Source organism: Clostridium transplantifaecale, from assembly GCF_900626075.1.
In the GTDB taxonomy this organism is placed as follows: domain Bacteria; phylum Bacillota; class Clostridia; order Lachnospirales; family Lachnospiraceae; genus Otoolea; species Otoolea transplantifaecalis.
This window is the reverse complement of the sequence record NZ_UYZY01000008.1, coordinates 35,617-52,456: the sequence shown is the minus strand read 5'-3', so window position 1 is coordinate 52,456 and position 16,840 is coordinate 35,617. Positions and strand designations below refer to the sequence as shown.

General features: G+C 48.6%; 17 protein-coding genes. 14 read left to right on the top strand and 3 right to left on the bottom strand.

Translation table 11 applies throughout. The features are described from left to right. Nucleotide 1: 1 nt before the first annotated feature. The 7 genes from EJL91_RS22655 to EJL91_RS22625 all read left to right on the top strand — a co-directional run bounded on the left by EJL91_RS22655 (nt 2) and on the right by EJL91_RS22625 (nt 5,875). A complete protein-coding gene (locus tag EJL91_RS22655) occupies nt 2-979 on the top strand; it encodes a nucleoside hydrolase (RefSeq protein ID WP_125144247.1) in 978 nt (325 codons plus the stop codon). A gap of 189 nt (nt 980-1,168) precedes the next feature. Further along, nucleotides 1,169-1,768, top strand: coding sequence for an ECF transporter S component (locus EJL91_RS22650; protein ID WP_243125536.1), 600 nt, complete (start codon nt 1,169-1,171; stop codon nt 1,766-1,768). Between the two features lie 15 nt (nt 1,769-1,783). Continuing rightward, complete coding sequence (locus tag EJL91_RS22645; protein ID WP_125144246.1) at nt 1,784-2,554, top strand: energy-coupling factor transporter transmembrane component T; 771 nt, start codon at nt 1,784-1,786, stop codon at nt 2,552-2,554. Further along, on the top strand, nt 2,542-3,387 hold the full coding sequence (locus tag EJL91_RS22640; RefSeq protein ID WP_125144245.1) for an energy-coupling factor ABC transporter ATP-binding protein: 846 nt from the start codon (nt 2,542-2,544) through the stop codon (nt 3,385-3,387). Before EJL91_RS22645 ends, EJL91_RS22640 begins: the two co-directional genes overlap by 13 nt. A gap of 13 nt (nt 3,388-3,400) precedes the next feature. Further along, nucleotides 3,401-4,204, top strand: a complete 804-nt coding sequence (locus EJL91_RS22635) for an energy-coupling factor ABC transporter ATP-binding protein (protein WP_125144244.1) — start codon at nt 3,401-3,403, stop codon at nt 4,202-4,204. A 446-nt stretch (nt 4,205-4,650) separates the two neighbouring features. Further along, on the top strand, nt 4,651-5,244 hold the full coding sequence (locus EJL91_RS22630; RefSeq protein ID WP_125144243.1) for a hypothetical protein: 594 nt from the start codon (nt 4,651-4,653) through the stop codon (nt 5,242-5,244). A gap of 91 nt (nt 5,245-5,335) precedes the next feature. Then, the gene (locus EJL91_RS22625) at nt 5,336-5,875 is read left to right on the top strand and encodes a hypothetical protein (protein ID WP_125144242.1); all 540 of its coding nucleotides are present in this window, start codon (nt 5,336-5,338) and stop codon (nt 5,873-5,875) included. Nucleotides 5,876-5,979: 104 nt separating this feature from the next. Here EJL91_RS22625 and EJL91_RS22620 read toward each other — a convergent pair whose 3' ends face one another. Further along, complete coding sequence (locus EJL91_RS22620) at nt 5,980-6,984, bottom strand: NADH:flavin oxidoreductase (RefSeq protein WP_125144241.1); 1,005 nt, start codon at nt 6,982-6,984, stop codon at nt 5,980-5,982. A gap of 92 nt (nt 6,985-7,076) precedes the next feature. Next, nucleotides 7,077-8,033, bottom strand: a complete 957-nt coding sequence (locus EJL91_RS22615) for a LysR family transcriptional regulator (protein WP_125144240.1) — start codon at nt 8,031-8,033, stop codon at nt 7,077-7,079. 227 nt (nt 8,034-8,260) lie between these two features. Here EJL91_RS22615 and EJL91_RS22610 point away from each other — a divergent pair, with 227 nt between their 5' ends. The 6 genes from EJL91_RS22610 (at nt 8,261) to EJL91_RS22585 (ending at nt 14,995) form a co-directional block, all read left to right on the top strand. Next, complete coding sequence (locus tag EJL91_RS22610) at nt 8,261-9,736, top strand: UbiD family decarboxylase (protein ID WP_125144239.1); 1,476 nt, start codon at nt 8,261-8,263, stop codon at nt 9,734-9,736. After that, nucleotides 9,718-10,386, top strand: coding sequence for a UbiX family flavin prenyltransferase (locus tag EJL91_RS22605; protein WP_125144238.1), 669 nt, complete (start codon nt 9,718-9,720; stop codon nt 10,384-10,386). Before EJL91_RS22610 ends, EJL91_RS22605 begins: the two co-directional genes overlap by 19 nt. A 51-nt stretch (nt 10,387-10,437) precedes the next feature. Next, a complete protein-coding gene (gene lpdD, locus EJL91_RS22600) occupies nt 10,438-10,794 on the top strand; it encodes a prenylated flavin chaperone LpdD (RefSeq protein WP_125144237.1) in 357 nt (118 codons plus the stop codon). A gap of 150 nt (nt 10,795-10,944) precedes the next feature. Continuing rightward, nucleotides 10,945-11,781 carry an AraC family transcriptional regulator gene (locus EJL91_RS22595; RefSeq protein WP_125144236.1) on the top strand — a complete coding sequence of 279 codons (837 nt, stop codon included), beginning with the start codon at nt 10,945-10,947 and terminating at the stop codon, nt 11,779-11,781. Nucleotides 11,782-11,883: 102 nt separating this feature from the next. Further along, the gene (xylB, locus tag EJL91_RS22590) at nt 11,884-13,407 is read left to right on the top strand and encodes a xylulokinase (protein ID WP_125144235.1); all 1,524 of its coding nucleotides are present in this window, start codon (nt 11,884-11,886) and stop codon (nt 13,405-13,407) included. A gap of 103 nt (nt 13,408-13,510) precedes the next feature. Continuing rightward, nucleotides 13,511-14,995 (top strand): L-fucose/L-arabinose isomerase family protein, encoded by a 1,485-nt coding sequence (locus tag EJL91_RS22585; RefSeq protein ID WP_125144234.1) that lies wholly within the window; start codon nt 13,511-13,513, stop codon nt 14,993-14,995. Nucleotides 14,996-15,203: 208 nt separating this feature from the next. On the opposite strand, the gene EJL91_RS22580 is transcribed toward EJL91_RS22585, so the two are convergent. Continuing rightward, nucleotides 15,204-15,707 carry a YbhB/YbcL family Raf kinase inhibitor-like protein gene (locus EJL91_RS22580; RefSeq protein WP_125144233.1) on the bottom strand — a complete coding sequence of 168 codons (504 nt, stop codon included), beginning with the start codon at nt 15,705-15,707 and terminating at the stop codon, nt 15,204-15,206. Nucleotides 15,708-16,082: 375 nt separating this feature from the next. Here EJL91_RS22580 and EJL91_RS22575 point away from each other — a divergent pair, with 375 nt between their 5' ends. Next, nucleotides 16,083-16,820 (top strand): metallophosphoesterase family protein, encoded by a 738-nt coding sequence (locus tag EJL91_RS22575; protein WP_341467048.1) that lies wholly within the window; start codon nt 16,083-16,085, stop codon nt 16,818-16,820. The last annotated feature ends 20 nt before the right edge of the window (nt 16,821-16,840 follow it).

Here is a 16,840-nt window from a genome sequence, read left to right as displayed (position 1 = left end):
AATGGAGAAAAAAATTCCGGTCATTATAGACTGCGATCCCGGTGTGGATGATGCCCTTGCCATTATCTTGGCGCTGAGCCACCCGACGCTGGACGTGAGGGCCGTCTGCTCCGTGACGGGCAACGGGAACATTGAGAACACGACGGATAATGGACTGAAAATCCTGTCACTGTGCGGCAGGGAGGACATTCCTCTCTATAGAGGTTCCGATACGGCCTTAAACCGGGAGCGTCCGGAGACGGTGGACGCCTTTGGAGACGACGGCCTGGGAGGTTATGCCCATACGGTCGTGACGGATAAAAAACCGGAATCCGAACATGCGGTGGACTATCTGCTCAGAGCGGTGCGGGAAGCTCCGGGGGAGCTTACCATCCTGGCAATCGGCCCGTGCACCAATCTTGCAAGGGCAGTCATAAATGAGCCGCGGTTTGCGGAAAATGTAAAACGCCTCATCATCATGGGAGGAGCCAAATACACGGGGAATATGAGTCCGGTGGCGGAATATAATTTCTGGGCCGATCCGGAGGCAGCGGCCGTCATTTTCCGGGCGGGATTTAAGGAACGGGTGATGATTGGCCTGGATGTGACAAACAGAATTGCACTGGATGCCGGAACAAGAGAGCTTCTGCGGATATTCGGGACGGACCTTTCGCGTTTCCTTTATCATATCACCCAGTCCGGGCTGGATGAAAACTGGCTTACGAGAAGAAAACCGGTGTCCCCGATGCACGACGTGCTGACGGCGGCCTATCTCATCGATCCGGACGTTATAACGGTAAAACCCGCATTCATCGATGTTGCGACAGAAGGCATTTCCAGGGGGCAGTCGGTTGTGGACATAGACGGCCACTGGAATCATGGAACCTGCAATGCCCTCTACGCCGACAGCGTGGATGTAAACCGGTTTTACAGACTGTTCCTGACAACGGTGTTTAAGGAGCATGAGGAGGAGATACTCGCCTATCTCGGGAGTCTATAAAATTTATATAAACGCGTGGTAACTCCAGAGGCGAAGGAAGCTTTAAATGTAGTACAAAAGCATTCACGAGGCAGCCATAAATGCAGTCACAGGGCAGTGACAAACGTAGTCAAGCCACAAATGCAGCCAAGCCACAAAGGCAGAACAAAGATGCAGTACGAAAGTGCATAAAAAGAGGAGGAAATACAAATGAGCATGAAAGAAAAAATGGGAAAAGACTTTTCATTAATGGTAATCTTACTGATCCCGATCGCAATCGCAATTAACATAGTGGGGGGACAGATGACATCTATCTTAAAGCTGCCGCTGGATCTCGATATGATAGGCGTAATTCTGGTAGGCGCTTTGGCAGGGCCGCTTCCGGCGGCAGTGACCGGTGTTCTGACCAACCTGATTAACGGCATTTTCAGCCCGGATCTGATCCCGTACGCAATCTGTGCATTTGCAATCGGTATTGCGGCAGGTCTTCTTTCCAAATACAACATGATGAATAAAATCTGGAAACTGGTGGTGTCCGGCCTCGTTATCGCAGTGGTTGCCACGATTATTGCAACCCCCATCACGGTATTCTTCTTCGGCGGAGCCACGGGTGGCGGCGCTTCCATGCTGGCGGCGGGACTCATGGCGACGGGAAAGAAAATCATGCAGTCCGTACTCTCCGTATACATTGTGACGGAAACAATCGGAAAGGTATTATCCGTGTTTGTTGCCTATGTAATTATCAAGGCAATCCCGGCCCGTTCCCTGACGAAATTCCGTTTTGGCAACAACTTTGTAGAAAAGAAATAAGGAAAGGTGAAAAGTATGCAGGCGTCCGAATCTAAGAAAAATAAAATAGCGGCTCTCTATCCGCTCACTAAATTTTACATAGCGGTTGTGATGGCGGTTCTGGCCCTGCTTTTGCCGGGATTCGTTTCAAAAATAGGTGTTTTTATCCTGATTAATATACTGGCGGCATGCAGCGGCGTTTGGGGAATCTTTGCAAAGCGGGTCAGAAACTCCGTGGGCATCCTGTTTATCATCCTTTTGCTGATTCAGTTGTTTTTCTATCCGAATGAGAGCGATATCCTGTTTACCTTCTGGATATTCAGCGCCAAGAAGGAGGGATTGTTCTTCGCCCTCAGGCTGGGCTTCACGCTTCTCTGTGTGGGCGGCGCGCTGATCTGGTATTTTGCGGTGACAACGGAACGCGATTTTGTGCTGACGCTCGAGAAAAAGGGACTGAGCTCCAAGGCCTCCTATGTCATTTTGTCCACGCTTCAGATGGTGCCTGTCATGAAAAAACGTTCACAGGTGATTATGAACGCCCAGAGGGCCAGAGGTGTGGAGACGGAAGGAAATTTCATCACCAGGGCCAAGGTATTTATCCCGACCCTTGTCCCACTTGTCCTCAGCTCGATCCAGGGGATGGAGGAGAGAGCCCTGACGCTGGAAGCCAGAGGGTTCTCCATCGAGACAAAGGCAACGCATCTTTACGACATATTTGAAACCCCTCTTGACAGGAAAGTGGTGCTCCTTATGCATGCTGTACTGGTCATCGGGATTGCAGGGAGGATCGCATTATGGCTTATATAGACCTTCAGAATGTAACCTATACTTATCCGCTGGCGGACAAACCCAGCATTGAGGATGTAACGCTCTCTTTTGATAAAGGGAAATTCTACGCCATTCTGGGCGCCAACGGAAGCGGAAAAACGACGCTCTGCAATATTATCAGGGGATTTATCCCTCAGTTTTTCCAGGGGGACATAAAAGGGGAAGTGAAACTGCAGGGAAAGAACCTAAGTGAGTTTTCCCTGGCGGAGCTGGCGCCGAAGATGGGTTACATTTTCCAGAATCCGTTTAACCAGATAACAGGGGCGCGTGATAATGTATACGAGGAGATTGCCTACGGTCTGGAAAAGTTCGGGGTGGCTCCGGACGAGATAAGAAAAAGAGTGGACCGTGTGCTGGAGATGACGAATACGGCGGCCTTTGCCGACAAGAATCCGTTCGAGCTGTCGGGCGGACAGCAGCAGAGAGTGGCCCTGGCTTCGGTGATTGTGCTGGAGCCGGATATCATGGTCATCGATGAACCCACCTCCCAGCTCGATCCGCAGGAGACGGAGAGGGTATTCGACATAATCAGCCGGATGAAGGAAATGGGAAAGACCATCATTCTCGTGGAGCATAAAATCGAACTGATTGCGGAATATGCGGACGAAGTCATCGCCCTGGAAAACGGCAGGCTGCTGACGAGTGGTCCGAAGGAGAAAGTACTGTCGGACATTACGTTAAAGGATCATGGGATTGACATGCCTCCGTCCGTCCTTCTTTCGGAGGAACTTAAGAAACGCGGTATTGAAACGGAATACTTCATAAGCAGGAAACAGATGATGGAATTTTTGAAAACGCTGGTGCGGGAATAAGGAGGAAGCGGCTATGGCTCTGATAGAATTTAAAAATGTCAGCTTTTCGTACCCGAATGGGTTTACGGCCATTGAGCACGTGGACTTCGCGATAGATAAAGGGCAGAATATAGCAATAGTAGGGCAGAACGGTGCAGGAAAGACGACGACGGTCAAGATGATGAACGGCCTTTTGAAACCGACGGAGGGAACCGTCCTTGTGGACGGTATGGACACCAGGGATTTTACGGCGGCGAAGCTGTCCAGAAAAGCCGGTTACGTGTTCCAGAACCCGGATGATCAGATTTTCCACAATACGGTGGGAGCGGAAATCCGTTTCGGCCCCGGCGTCCTGGGCTACGATGCCGGGAAGACGGAGGAACTGGTAAAGTTTGCGGCGGAGCTTGTGGGCCTTTCCGGGGAGCTTGAAGAAAATCCTTATAACCTGCCGCTGTCCATCCGGAAGTTTGTCACAATCGCGTCGGTTCTTGCGATGGATACGGATATCGTCATTCTGGACGAACCGACTGCGGGGCAGGACCTTCACGGAATCAGAACGCTTGAAAACATGATGGAGGTACTGAAGAAAAAAGGGAAAACAATGATTACGATCACCCACGACATGGAATTCGTAGTCAATAATTTTGAAACCGTCTTTGTCATGGCCCATAAAAACCTTCTGAGAGCGGCGGATCCCGGACAGATATTCGGGGATGGGGAATTGTTGAATGAAAGTATGTTAAAAAGGCCCTTTGTCTGCGACATCGTCGAAGAACTGGGACTGGACAAGCAGATTACGTCCCTGGGGGCGCTGGCGGACTGCCTTGCCGGAAGATAGGCCCAGTTTAAGGAACTGTTATCAAGCGCAGTTGCCTGGAATAATCATTAAAGGAAGCTGCAGGATGAGAAAAAGCATTTTCTGTATGATCGGTTTGAAGATCATGGAGAAAATGCTTTTTTGGTTTACTGACGGTAGCCTGATGAGAGGGGCATGCATCAGCACGCGTGGAAATGAGATTTCATGAGATATATAAATAAGATTTCATGATTCTTTATGATGATTAACCTGAGGAAATTAGAAAATTAAGCGATTCATTAAAGAATAAAACGATATAAAGCAGAAGTTAAAGAATTTAAAAGAATAAAGCAGAAATACAAGAATTTGACTTGACTGTCATGGGAATATATGATTTAATGTAATTAAATCATAAAGAATTATAAAACAATGAAAAATGAGCTTATAAATTAAAAGTCATGAACACAGAGAAGAAAAGGGGATGCTCTATGGAATCAACAAGTGCGATCTTGAGAAGGGCAATTATTCGTGCAATGGAAGATGGTAAAGAACGGGATGTTTCTGAGATTAAGGAGATGGTAAGAGAGAAATGTGGGCTGACATATGGCGTGGATTATCAAGAAGGCCATATCGCGGGCAGCCTGAGAGTACTGAAAAATTCAGGAAAATTACAGCTGCAGGGACGGGGAAGATACCGTTGTTTTCAGGAAGAAGAAAAAGCGGCTATCGAACATACACAGGAAAAAGAATTCATGGAGCCAGATAAGTTGACGGAGACCTGCAATTATTCATGTAGAGCAGGACGTCCGGTAAGTGAGACTAAACAGTCTGACAGGGAAAATGTCTTGGCCTCATCGGGACACCTGGTAATGGAAATGTATCAATCCTTTGAAGCACAGTATCATTATCTAATGGAGCAGTTAGGCCTGATGGGGACAATTTCCGTGTTAGATTTGACAGATGAGGAATTAGAGAATGTAAGGCGGCTTATAAAATACAGAGTTGGCCTGGAGGAAATTTTAGAAGATAAAACGGCGGACGGACGGACGGCGAAGAAATTCTCCGATACTGAATCAAGATAGGGGAGCGAAAAAACTGTGGGTGTTCTAAGCTTTGTAGATTTTAGGTGTATTAATTGATGGAGTGCTGCAGCCACAGATTAAGGAGATGTAAATGCACAAAACAGGGAACGGAAAATGGAGGAGGATATTCGCTCCGTTGTATGTGATGAAAGAGGAAAAACTATACTGCATTTGGATTGTTTTTGTATGTTTTTTCGGACTGATGAATATATGGGCAGGATTGCTCTTATGGCAATTCGACAGTATTGTAAAGTCGCTGCGGGAAGGGATTGTATATACATACTCGATTTCAATTTGTGCACCGTTTCTGGCGGAAGTTTTTGTCCGGCAAATCGTGAATAAACGGGCAAAAGAGAAGCCGGTCTTTGTATCATATCAGATAGCATCCGCTTCAATTAATGTGATATGGATACTAATTTTAACATTTCTGTGGTTAGGAGAACTGAGAGGGGCAATCTGGCCGCAGGTACTGTGCGGCACTTTTTCATCATTCTTTGCATTTTATATGTACTGTGTGGCTCAAATGGAGCGTCATAAAGAACTGCTGGGAGAATTTGATGATCATGAATATAAATCCGGCCATGCATCCGGAACTATAATTGAAGATGTCAGAACAGAGATGAAGACGTAAAAGAGCACCGGAAACCTTGTAAAACAGGAATTCCAGTGCTCTTTATGATCACAGTGATCTGCATGAACAGCGGGGAAACTGCTGCAGCATCCATACAGGAAACTTCAAGCATGAGTCAGCATTGCCTTTTCCGCCCAGGTGGAGTCCTTAAGGATTGCTCTCCCTACGCCAATCAAATCTGCTTTATTCTGCTCCAATAAACGCTCGGCTGCTTCTACGTCCACAATTCCGCCTGTCAGTATCACGGGAATGGTTACAGATTTCTTTATAGCTTCAGTCAGCTCGCTGAAATATCCCTGTTCTTTCGAGCCGGGACGCACATATCCGCAGAAACCGCCGGAGATATCCAGCAAATCAATACCGGCCTTCTCAAATTCAATTGCAGCAGACACGCTGTCTTCGATTGTGGTTCCGCCCTCCATATAATCGCAGGCGCCGAGACGCAGCGCGAGCGGGTAGGCAGATCCAACCACACTGAGGACCGCTTCTATGACTTCAAGATGGAACCGTATTCTTCCTGAGAGAGAAGAAACGCCGTAAGAATCTGTGCGGCGGTTGGTTAGCGGAGAGAAGAACTGGTTTAGCAGATAGCCGTGGGCTGAGTGGATTTCCACACCGTCAAACCCGGCTTCTTTCGCTCTCCCGGCCGCACGGGCGAAGTCATCGGTAACTCTCAGGATGTCTGAAGCTGTCATCTCACGGGGCAGCGGGGTGCCGGCCGCCGCCCTGGGCATATGGACAGCGCCGGCGCTTATAACCTCACATCCGGTAACCTCTCTTTTGGCAGCTCCGCCCGCATGGTTAATTTGAGCCATTACTTTTGTATTATTCCGGTGAATCACTGACACCAGTTCCCTTAAGCCGGGAATAGAGCCATTATCGGATATGGAGAGCTGGCCTTTGCTGGCTTTCCCCTCCGGACTTATATAACTGTGCTCTGTGATGATCAGGCCAATATGTCCGCCGCGCGACTTTTCCTCATAATAATTACACAACTCTCTGGTAACCATCCCATCATTTCCTGATTTAGATGTTGCCATCGGAGGCATAACGAGCCGGTTAGGCAGTGTCAGATTTGCAGCTTGGAGCGGAGAATTAAAAAATGTCATTGAAATACCTCCCTGAATTAATGATTTGAAATTAAAGAGCGTCTGTTTTTCTTTTATTCTAGCACGACAGAGAAAAAATAGTAAGAACATGATTAAAAGAAGGACGCCGATTTCAGCATGGAGGATACCCTAGCATCTGCTGTTCGCTCGGCCCGCTCCTCATTTTCCCCTTCCACACACCTCAGAAAATGCAGACCAGCCGCCGACAATTTCCGATCCTTCCTGTAAATCAGTGATACCTGACTGGTAACATCGGGTGTAACCGCGGCAACCGTAAATACATTTTCCGGCAGATTGAAACTCTTAATCTGCTTTTCCATCAGCAGTGCAATTCCCATTTTTTTTCTGACCAGATCAATAATATTTTCAATTCGATGGCTTGAAAATACCACGTTTGGGGTAAAGCCGGCCTGTTCGCAGGCGCGGATGCACATTTCATAGAGAAATGTCTTTTCCTTGATGAAAAGCAGCGGCTCGTTACGGAGCAGATCCAGTGAAAGCGGCGTCTGCCGTGATGCAGAGAGCGGGTGGGAGGAGGGCAGCAGTGCAATCAGCCGGTCCGTGGAGTAGGGAATCCGGATAAAGTTGTCATTCAGTTCCGGAGATTCCCGTGTAAAGGCCAGTTCGCATGTTCCCTCGTCCAGGAGCGGTATCAGTTCGGAGGCCTCCGCTTCCAACACATGCAGGGAGATATTTCTGTTTTCCTGATTGAAACGGGCGATGACGTCCGTGATCCGGTACTGGGCCATGACGGGAAGGGAACCGATTGTGAGCGAGGAGGAAAGGTTTCCAAGATGGTTGTTGAGTGCTGTTGTATATTCATACTGGGTGTCCAGGATTCGGCGCGCATAGGGGAGAAAGAGTGTTCCGGCTTCATTGAGTTTTACACTTCTGCTGGTCCGCGTAAAGAGCGGTGTCCCAAGCTCCGTTTCTACCTGTTTTAAGTGTTTGGAAATCGTGCTCTGCGTCGTAAACAGGCGCTCGGCCGTCTCATTAAAATTCCTGGTTTCGGCCAGGACTACAAACTCACGGATATATTCGATATTCATATCAATTCCCCCTTCTCAATGAAACGGAACTGTTTCCCTTATAAGTCCCATAATCGGCCGCAGTATATATCAATTCGATTATGGAATTGATCATACTTGAATCAGAATTGCTTGTCAATCCCTTCCAATAATATAATAGAGACAGTGGTTACATAAAAGTTACGGTTCACAGGTAACTGTAAAGTGGGATTAAGAATAAGCAGTTTCATGTAAAGGAGAGAATCAAGATGAACAATCGGACAGAGATCCTGGATTTGAGGACAGCGCTCCAGGTTTTGATGGAGATACCGGGACAGTTGGTGGAAACGGATGTGGAAGCGGATCCGATGGCGGAATTGTCGGGTGTGTACCGCCATATTGGAGCCGGAGGAACGGTGCAAAGGCCGACGAGGGTGAATGGGCCGGCGATGATATTTAACAAGGTTAAGGGCTTTGACGATGCCAGGGTTGCAATCGGCGTCCTCGGCAGCAGGAAAAGGGTGGGGACGCTTCTGGGATGTGAGCCGGAAAATCTTCCGAAACTTTTATGCGAGTGTGTGAGCCGTCCGATTCAGCCGGTGACGGTGGAGGAGGCGCCCTGCCAGGAGGTAGTGCATCTGGCCTCGGAACCCGGTTTTGATTTGAACCGGTTAGTTCCGGCGCCGACCAACACACCGGTAGATGCCGGACCTTATATTACCCTCGGCATGTGTTATGCCAGCCATCCCGATACCGGGATTGGGGATGTGACGATCCACAGGCTCTGCATTCAGGGAAAAGATGAGCTTTCCATTTTCTTTACTCCCGGAGCAAGGCACATTGGTGCAATGGCCGTGCGGGCGGAGGAACTGGGACAGACGCTGCCGATTTCCGTCAGCATCGGCGTGGATCCGGCGATTGAGATTACCTCCTGCTTTGAGCCGCCGACAACGCCGCTCGGTTACAATGAGCTCTCCATCGCAGGCGCGCTTCGGGAGTCTGCGGTAAAGATGTGCAGGTGCAAAACCGTTTCAGAGCTGGCAATTGCAAATGCAGAGTATGTAATTGAGGGCGAGGTTATGCCGAACTGCCGTGTCCAGGAGGATCAGAACAGCCATACGGGTTATGCCATGCCGGAATTCCCGGGTTATACCGGAGGGGCCAGCGACCAGTGCTGGATGATCAAGGTGAAGGCCGTGACACACCGGAAACATCCGGTTATGCAGACCTGCATCGGTCCGGGCATGGAGCATGTAAATATGGCGGGAATCTGCACGGAGGCCAGTATTTACGACCTGGTGGAGCGCGCAATGCCCGGCCGTCTTCAGAATGTGTACTGTCATCCGTCGGGCGGCGGTAAATATATGGCCGTCATGCAGATTAAAAAGAGCATGGCCAGTGATGAAGGACGTCAGAGACAGGCGGCCATCCTGGCGTTCAGCGCTTTTTCCGAATTGAAACATGTGATTTTGGTAGATGAAGATGTGGATATCTTTGATACCGACGATGTGATGTGGGCGATGAATACAAGATACCAGGGGGATGTGGATACGATTTTCCTGCCGGGCGTGCGCTGTCATCCGCTGGATCCAAGCGCCCAGCCGTATTACAGTCCGTCGATTTCAGACAGGGGCATATCCTGCAAGGCTATTTTCGACTGCACCGTGCCCTTCCATTTAAAAGAACATTTTGTGCGGTCACAGTTTATGGAGGTGAATCCTGACAAATGGATCAAACTCGATTAGTGATAGGTATCAGCGGAGCATCCGGCGTTCCCATTGCCGTGGAAATTCTGAGACAGCTTCGCCGATCGGAAATTGAAACACACCTTGTATATACGAGAGGCGCCGAAATGACACTGGCTCAGGAGACAAACCTGACCCGGGAGGAACTGAATGCCATGGCCGATGCGGTTTACGATAACAGCAACATCGGTGCAGCCATAGCCAGCGGGACATTCCGTACCGCCGGGATGATTGTAGTGCCGTGCAGTATGAAAACAGTTGCGGGGATTGTCAGCGGATACAGCGACAATCTCCTCCTCAGGGCGGCTGATGTGACAATAAAGGAGAGGAGAAAACTGGTGCTGGTAGCGCGGGAAACTCCTCTCAGCACGATTCATTTGAGAAATCTGTATGAGATCAGCCAGATGGGGGCTGTAGTCATTCCACCGGTGCTCAGCTACTACAACCATCCTGATTCGGTGGAGGCATTAACAGCGCATATCGCGGGAAAAGTGTTGGATCAGTTTGGTATTGACGCGGAGTACTTCTGCCGCTGGGGCGAGGACGGAAGACTGGGAGAAGAGGATAGACTGGGAGAAGAGGATAGACTGGGAGAAGAGGATAGACTGGGAGAAGAGGATAGATTGGCAGAAAAAGAAATGACTGGGTGAATCAGGCAGATTGGATGAAAAAGGCAGATTAGGCGAAAAGGGGGACGGATTATGAAAAGGGTTACATATAGGCAGACGGTTCTCAATTATCCAATAACGGCAGAAATTTCGCTGCTGAACCAGGGCATACATATTCTCCTTGTAGGCGGAATGAAAACCCATATTGGCGCCGTCAGCATCTGCAGTGCCGACGGTCTTCATACCATGGAGGAGGACGGCCACAGGGAAGGCGCGGTCAGCGCCCGGTGGGCTAAGATCCTGTTTGAGGCCTGGGGCTGCCCTGTAACGGTGGCGTGCGGGATTCACTACGATTATATTACAAAGGAAAAGATAGGACTGATTTTGGATGAGACGGAGGTAATGCTCGAGCAGGTGGAAAAGTTAACGGAGGTTACTGTTCACAGGTAGTATTCCGCGAGGTGTTTTTTGTGAGTGGAGCGTAGCGAAAGTCACAGAAAACCCGAGGGTTGCGGCGCGAAACGGCGTTTTGCTGCCGGAGAAAGCCGGTTGCATGGACCTGCCGTTTGAGGTAAAATGAGCCCATAAGGAGGAACTATTATGAACGGAGATTTCGACCATGAACTGGTGCTGCCCAATGAGGACCTGCCGTTTAAAATGTTTCTGTTTGAGGGGAAGGACGGCAGCTACCGGCGGGCCGGCCACTGGCATCGCTCGATAGAGATATTCCTCGTGATGGAAGGCCGGCTCGAATTTTTCTTTGGGGAAAACAGCCGGCCTCTTAAGGCAGGAGACTTTGTAATTGTAAATTCCAATGAGATTCATTCTATTGAATCGCCAGAGCCGAATAAAACCGTTGTGGTCCAGATTCCTCTGAGCTGTTTCTCCAGTTATCTGGAGGAGGACGGCCGCACGGTATTTCTGAAGCGGGGAGAGGAGTTTGACGGGATTCTGGCCCGGTTGATCGGGGAGATGTTTATCATATACCAGCAGAAGCAGTTTGCATTCGAACTCAAGGTTCGGAGCCTGTTTTTGGAGCTGTTGTATCTGATGGTTACGAAGCTTATGCAGACCGAAGAAAATCAGGATACAATCCGTCAGAAACGCCACCTGGAAAAATTGTCTGGCATCACTTCTTATATGAAGAAAAATTACAGCCGTGAAATTACGCTGCAGAGCGTGGCGGACAAATTTGGTTTTTCACCCACCTATCTGTCACGGATGTTTAAGAAATATGCCAATGTCAGCTACAAGACGTATCTTCTGAACCTGAGGACCGAGTATGCACTGCGGGAGATGATGAGCACAACTCACAGCCTGAACGACGTGGCGCTTAATAACGGATTTCCTAACAGCCGCGCTTTTGCCAAAGCATTTTTAAAGCGCTATGGCTGTCTGCCGAGCATTTACAGGGAACGGATGGGAAAAAGGGAATAAAAAGGCAAGAAAGTGCTATTGTAAGGTCAAGTTTTAGTCTGGAAAGAGGAATCGCGGCAAGATATAATCATAGATAGAACAATACAGAGAAAGGGGTATCACATGAACTATCTGATTGGGATTGACGTGGGGACGTCCGCGACGAAGACGGTGCTGTTTGATGAGGCAGGAAATGCCGTCTGTTCTTCTTCCAGGGAATATCCTCTGTATCAGCCTGAGAACGGTTGGGCCGAGCAGAGGCCGGAGGATTGGCGGGACGCGGTTTTGGAAACGTTAAAGAGCGTTGTGGAAAAATCCAAAGTACCTGCTGCAGATATCGCAGGTATCGGGCTGTCCGGGCAGATGCACGGACTGGTTATGCTGGATGAGTCGGGAGAGGTGATACGTCCCTCCATTATCTGGTGCGATCAGAGAACAGGAAAAGAGACGGAAGAAATGCTCGATATCATGCCAAGAGAGCGCTGGATTGAAATCACGGCCAACCCTCCGTTAACCGGCTGGACGGCGGCTAAAATTCTGTGGGTGAGAAATCATGAGCCGGATAACTTTAAAAGATGCCGTCATATTCTGCTTCCCAAGGATTATATCCGCTATGTGCTGACGGGAATATTTGCCACCGAGGTATCTGATGCCAGCGGTATGCAGCTTCTCGATGTGCCGGGACGCGGCTGGTCGAAGGAGGTGCTGGATGCCCTGGCAATTGATAAATCCATGCTGGGCAGGGTCTACGAATCCTGCGAGGTAACCGGCGCACTGCTTCCGCAAATTGCATCCCAAACCGGCCTGCACACCGGCGTCAAGGTAGTGGGAGGCGCGGGTGACAACGCGGCTGCTGCCGTGGGAACAGGAGTAGTTCGGGATGGAACAGCATTTACCACGATTGGGACATCTGGCGTGGTATTTGCCCACAGCAGTAAGCTTTCCATCGATCCAAAAGGCAGGGTACATACATGCTGCTGCGCCGTTCCGGGCGCGTGGCATATCATGGGCGTGACACAGGGCGCAGGCCTTTCCCTGAAGTGGTTTAAGGATCAGTTCTGCCAGGACTATGTGGCGGAGGCTAACTCACAGGGGAAAGACGTGTATGACCTTATCAACAGGTATGTGGATACAGTGACGGCCGGAAGCGATAAACTGTTTTATCTTCCCTATCTGATGGGAGAGCGAACGCCGCATCTGGATCCGGACTGCCGGGGAGTATTTTTCGGACTGTCTGCCATCCATACGAAAAAACATTTGCTTCGCGCTGTTATGGAGGGCGTTGCATACTCTCTTTGTGACTGTAATGATATTCTCAGGGAAATGGGAGTGGAAGTCAACCGAATGATGGCCTGCGGAGGCGGAGGCCGAAGCGCGGTCTGGCGTCAGATGCTCTCTGATCTCTATGGCTGCAGTGTAAAAACTGTGAAGCAGGAAGAAGGCCCTGCATTGGGAGCCGCTATTCTGGCCGGCGTGGGCTGCGGCATTTATCCGGGCGTGGAGGAGGCTTGCGATATGCTCATTGGAGTGGAGAGCAGCACCGAACCGGATAAAGACAATGCGGAAACTTATGCAGAGTACCATAAACTCTACAGGAACCTGTACCGCAGCCTGAAGCTGGATTTTAAAGAGTTGGCGAAGCTGTAGGGCTAGTATGTGGCCGTTCCGCAGTGATAATGCCGTCGCATCCGCATTGATGTCGCCCGCAGTGATAACATCCGAAGCAATAAAAAAGATGGAGGATATAGATATGAATAACATACCGGAAGTAAAAATAGGAATTGTGGCCGTAAGCCGGGACTGTTTTCCTGAGAGCCTCTCCGTAAACAGGAGAAAGGCACTGGTGGAGGCCTACAGGGCGAAGTATGACGCACAGAATATTTATGAATGTCCTGTCTGCATCGTGGAGAGTGAGCTCCACATGGTACAGGCGCTGGAGGACGTAAAAGCAGCCGGCTGTAACGCGCTTGCAGTTTATCTTGGAAACTTTGGTCCGGAGATATCGGAGACTCTGCTGGCGAAGCATTTTGACGGACCGTCTATGTTTATCGCGGCGGCCGAGGAGAGCGGAAACAATCTGGTTCAGGGGCGCGGAGACGCATACTGTGGCATGTTAAATGCAAGCTATAACCTGAAGCTGCGCGGTATCAGGGCGTATATACCGGAGTATCCGGTCGGTACGGCCGAAGAGTGCGCCGATATGATTCATGAATTTGTATCGATTGCCCGGGCCGTTGTGGGACTGTCCGGTTTGAAAATCATAAGCTTCGGTCCGAGACCTCTCAATTTTCTTGCCTGCAATGCCCCGATTAAACAGCTTTACAATCTGGGGGTGGAGATTGAGGAAAATTCCGAACTGGATTTATTCGAAGCGTTCAATAAACATGCGGGTGATGACCGGATACCCGGAGTGGTAAAAGACATGGAGGCGGAACTTGGCGCGGGCAACCGTAAACCGGAAATACTGGAAAAACTGGCGCAATACGAACTGACGCTGCTGGACTGGGTGGAGGAGCATAAGGGATACCGAAAATATGTGGCGATAGCAGGCAAATGCTGGCCGGCATTCCAGACACAGTTTGGTTTCGTGCCATGTTATGTAAATAGCCGCCTGACGGACCGGGGAATTCCGGTATCCTGTGAGGTGGATATCTATGGTGCACTGAGTGAATTTATAGGGATCTGTGTGAGTGAAGATGCGGTAACTCTCTTAGATATCAACAATTCCGTACCGGCCGACCTCTATGAAGAGGATATTAAAGGAGTTCACAATTACAGCCAGAGGGAAACTTTTATGGGATTCCACTGCGGCAACACCAGTTCAAAGAAACTTTCGTTCTGCGAAATGAAATACCAGCTCATTATGGCCAGGGCGCTTCCCGAGGAAGTGACGCAGGGGACGCTGGAGGGGGATATTGTGCCGGGCGATATTACATTTTTCCGCCTGCAGAGCACGGCGGACTGCAAACTCCGGGCCTACATCGCCCAGGGAGAGGTGCTTCCGGTCGCCACCCGTTCCTTTGGTGCTATTGGAATTTTCGCAATTCCGGAGATGAACCGTTTCTACCGTCATGTGTTGATTGAAAAGAACTTCCCGCATCACGGAGCGGTAGCCTTCGGCCATTACGGGAAGGCAATTTACGAGGTGTTCAAGTATATCGGGGTAGATGCGGAAGAGATTGGATTCAATCAGCCGAAGAATATGCTCTATAAGACTGAGAATCCGTTTGCATAACCGGCGCAGACCATTTTAAACATCTTTGCTTTGAGCGGGGACGAAAGCACAGGGAAAGTCAACGGCCCGATAAATCTTGAAACAATAAAAAACAGAAGAGACGCTGCACTCCGGATAAAATTTTTATTTGGGTGCAGCGTTTCCTGCATTCATTCTGTTTCCGTTTAGTCAGGTCTTTGAGCATTCCCTGCTTTTTACCGCTCTTTCACTAATTACTGTATTCGCCCTTCAGCGTATATTGATCCAGGATGTGTCCGTCCATCTGGCGGAACATATGGTTCATCAGGAATCCATTTTCCAGATCAAGGAGGCAGTCCAGGGCGTATACATGGAGCTCATAGATATGCGGCGCATCCGGCGGAGCCATGCCTCCGTAAAAGGCGGTAAGCTTTTTAGTCTCGGGACTGCTCTGCTTAAAGTTCCAGGTGTTGACGCCCTGGACAAAATCGGCGGCGGTCTGGCTCTCATTTTCTTCAATCTTACTTCTTGTTATGTTGGCGGCGGTCCAGTGAATCCAGGAAAAACCTCCATTGACCTGAAATGCGTCCTTATCTTCCAGGAGAAGTGCAAAACTTTTTGTTCCTTCCGGGGCATCCAGAACTTCGAACGGAAGGGAATAGGTCGACATCCCGAATTCGTTGAAATGGGAACCGCGCTTACCGTACTTGTCCTCAATAATGCCGTTAACAATTCCGTGACTGATGACTTTCATATTGTTCCTCCTCTTACTTTCACTTGATGTATTAAGTATACAAAATAATGGAAAAAATGTAAATTACTTATTTTATTGATGATAGTACCGTATTTATATTTTGGTTATGCAGTTTGAAGAGTGATTCGAAAATCCGAGCTGAGAATATGACAGCAATGAAAAATTAAAGAACATGCAGTGGTAGAACTGAGGAAATCTGCATTTTATATCATAACATGTGAAGAACGATTATAGGTGCAGCTCATGAGGTACACCTACATGAATGGACGGCGTTTGGTTGTTGTGATAAAATGAAGTGGTTGATAGGTTATTAGCCGAATAAAATAACCATATACAATATCTATATACATATAGGAGGTGGTTTGAATTATTTATGTGACAGGAGATACACATGGTAACTGGATGAGTAGGCTTAGAACAGGGAGTTTTCCGGAACAAAAAGAACTGACAAAGAGAGATTATGTTATAGTTTGCGGGGATTTTGGTATATGGCATGAATCAAATGCAGAAAAATATAATCTTGATTGGCTCGAAGGCAAACCATTTACAACTTTATTTGTTTCAGGTAATCACGACAATTATGATATTTTAGACGCCTTGCCAATAACGGAGTGGTGCGGCGGTAAAGTTAATTTTATTCGTCCGTCCGTCATTCATCTAATGCGCGGCCAGGTTTACAATATAGAAGGGATCAGATTCTTTACATTCGGCGGAGCAAGCAGCCACGATATAATTGATGGTATTTTGGATAAGGGAGACCCAAAAATCAAAATATGGAGGAGAGATTATTCAAAAATGTTTCGTATCAATCATGTTTCATGGTGGGAACGTGAGTTACCATCAGAAACAGAGATGAAAGAAGGCGTACAGAATTTGAAGAAGGCTGCTAATGAGGTTGATTATATCATTACACATAGCCCATACACTTCTCTCCTGGAGCAAATGGATGCAGGAAGCGGTTTATATCATGTGGATAAATTAACAGATTATCTACAAAGAATTAGAGAAACTGTTAGTTATAAACACTGGTTCTTCGGGCATATGCATATAAACCAAACATTCCAAACGGAACATAGCAGCTGTTTATATGAGCAGATAGTGAGACTGGTATGAAATTAACTGTTGTCATGGTA

Coding starts and splice junctions, on each gene's coding strand:
- EJL91_RS22635 (WP_125144244.1), top strand. CDS start 3,401: ATGGCTCTGATAGAATTTAAAAATGTCAGCTTTTCGTACCCGAATGGG.
- EJL91_RS22605 (WP_125144238.1), top strand. CDS start 9,718: ATGGATCAAACTCGATTAGTGATAGGTATCAGCGGAGCATCCGGCGTT.
- xylB (WP_125144235.1), top strand. CDS start 11,884: ATGAACTATCTGATTGGGATTGACGTGGGGACGTCCGCGACGAAGACG.
- EJL91_RS22640 (WP_125144245.1), top strand. CDS start 2,542: ATGGCTTATATAGACCTTCAGAATGTAACCTATACTTATCCGCTGGCG.
- EJL91_RS22630 (WP_125144243.1), top strand. CDS start 4,651: ATGGAATCAACAAGTGCGATCTTGAGAAGGGCAATTATTCGTGCAATG.
- EJL91_RS22595 (WP_125144236.1), top strand. CDS start 10,945: ATGAACGGAGATTTCGACCATGAACTGGTGCTGCCCAATGAGGACCTG.
- EJL91_RS22615 (WP_125144240.1), bottom strand. CDS start 8,033: ATGAATATCGAATATATCCGTGAGTTTGTAGTCCTGGCCGAAACCAGG.
- EJL91_RS22625 (WP_125144242.1), top strand. CDS start 5,336: ATGCACAAAACAGGGAACGGAAAATGGAGGAGGATATTCGCTCCGTTG.
- EJL91_RS22585 (WP_125144234.1), top strand. CDS start 13,511: ATGAATAACATACCGGAAGTAAAAATAGGAATTGTGGCCGTAAGCCGG.
- EJL91_RS22620 (WP_125144241.1), bottom strand. CDS start 6,984: ATGACATTTTTTAATTCTCCGCTCCAAGCTGCAAATCTGACACTGCCT.
- EJL91_RS22655 (WP_125144247.1), top strand. CDS start 2: ATGGAGAAAAAAATTCCGGTCATTATAGACTGCGATCCCGGTGTGGAT.
- EJL91_RS22645 (WP_125144246.1), top strand. CDS start 1,784: ATGCAGGCGTCCGAATCTAAGAAAAATAAAATAGCGGCTCTCTATCCG.
- lpdD (WP_125144237.1), top strand. CDS start 10,438: ATGAAAAGGGTTACATATAGGCAGACGGTTCTCAATTATCCAATAACG.
- EJL91_RS22650 (WP_243125536.1), top strand. CDS start 1,169: ATGAGCATGAAAGAAAAAATGGGAAAAGACTTTTCATTAATGGTAATC.
- EJL91_RS22580 (WP_125144233.1), bottom strand. CDS start 15,707: ATGAAAGTCATCAGTCACGGAATTGTTAACGGCATTATTGAGGACAAG.
- EJL91_RS22610 (WP_125144239.1), top strand. CDS start 8,261: ATGAACAATCGGACAGAGATCCTGGATTTGAGGACAGCGCTCCAGGTT.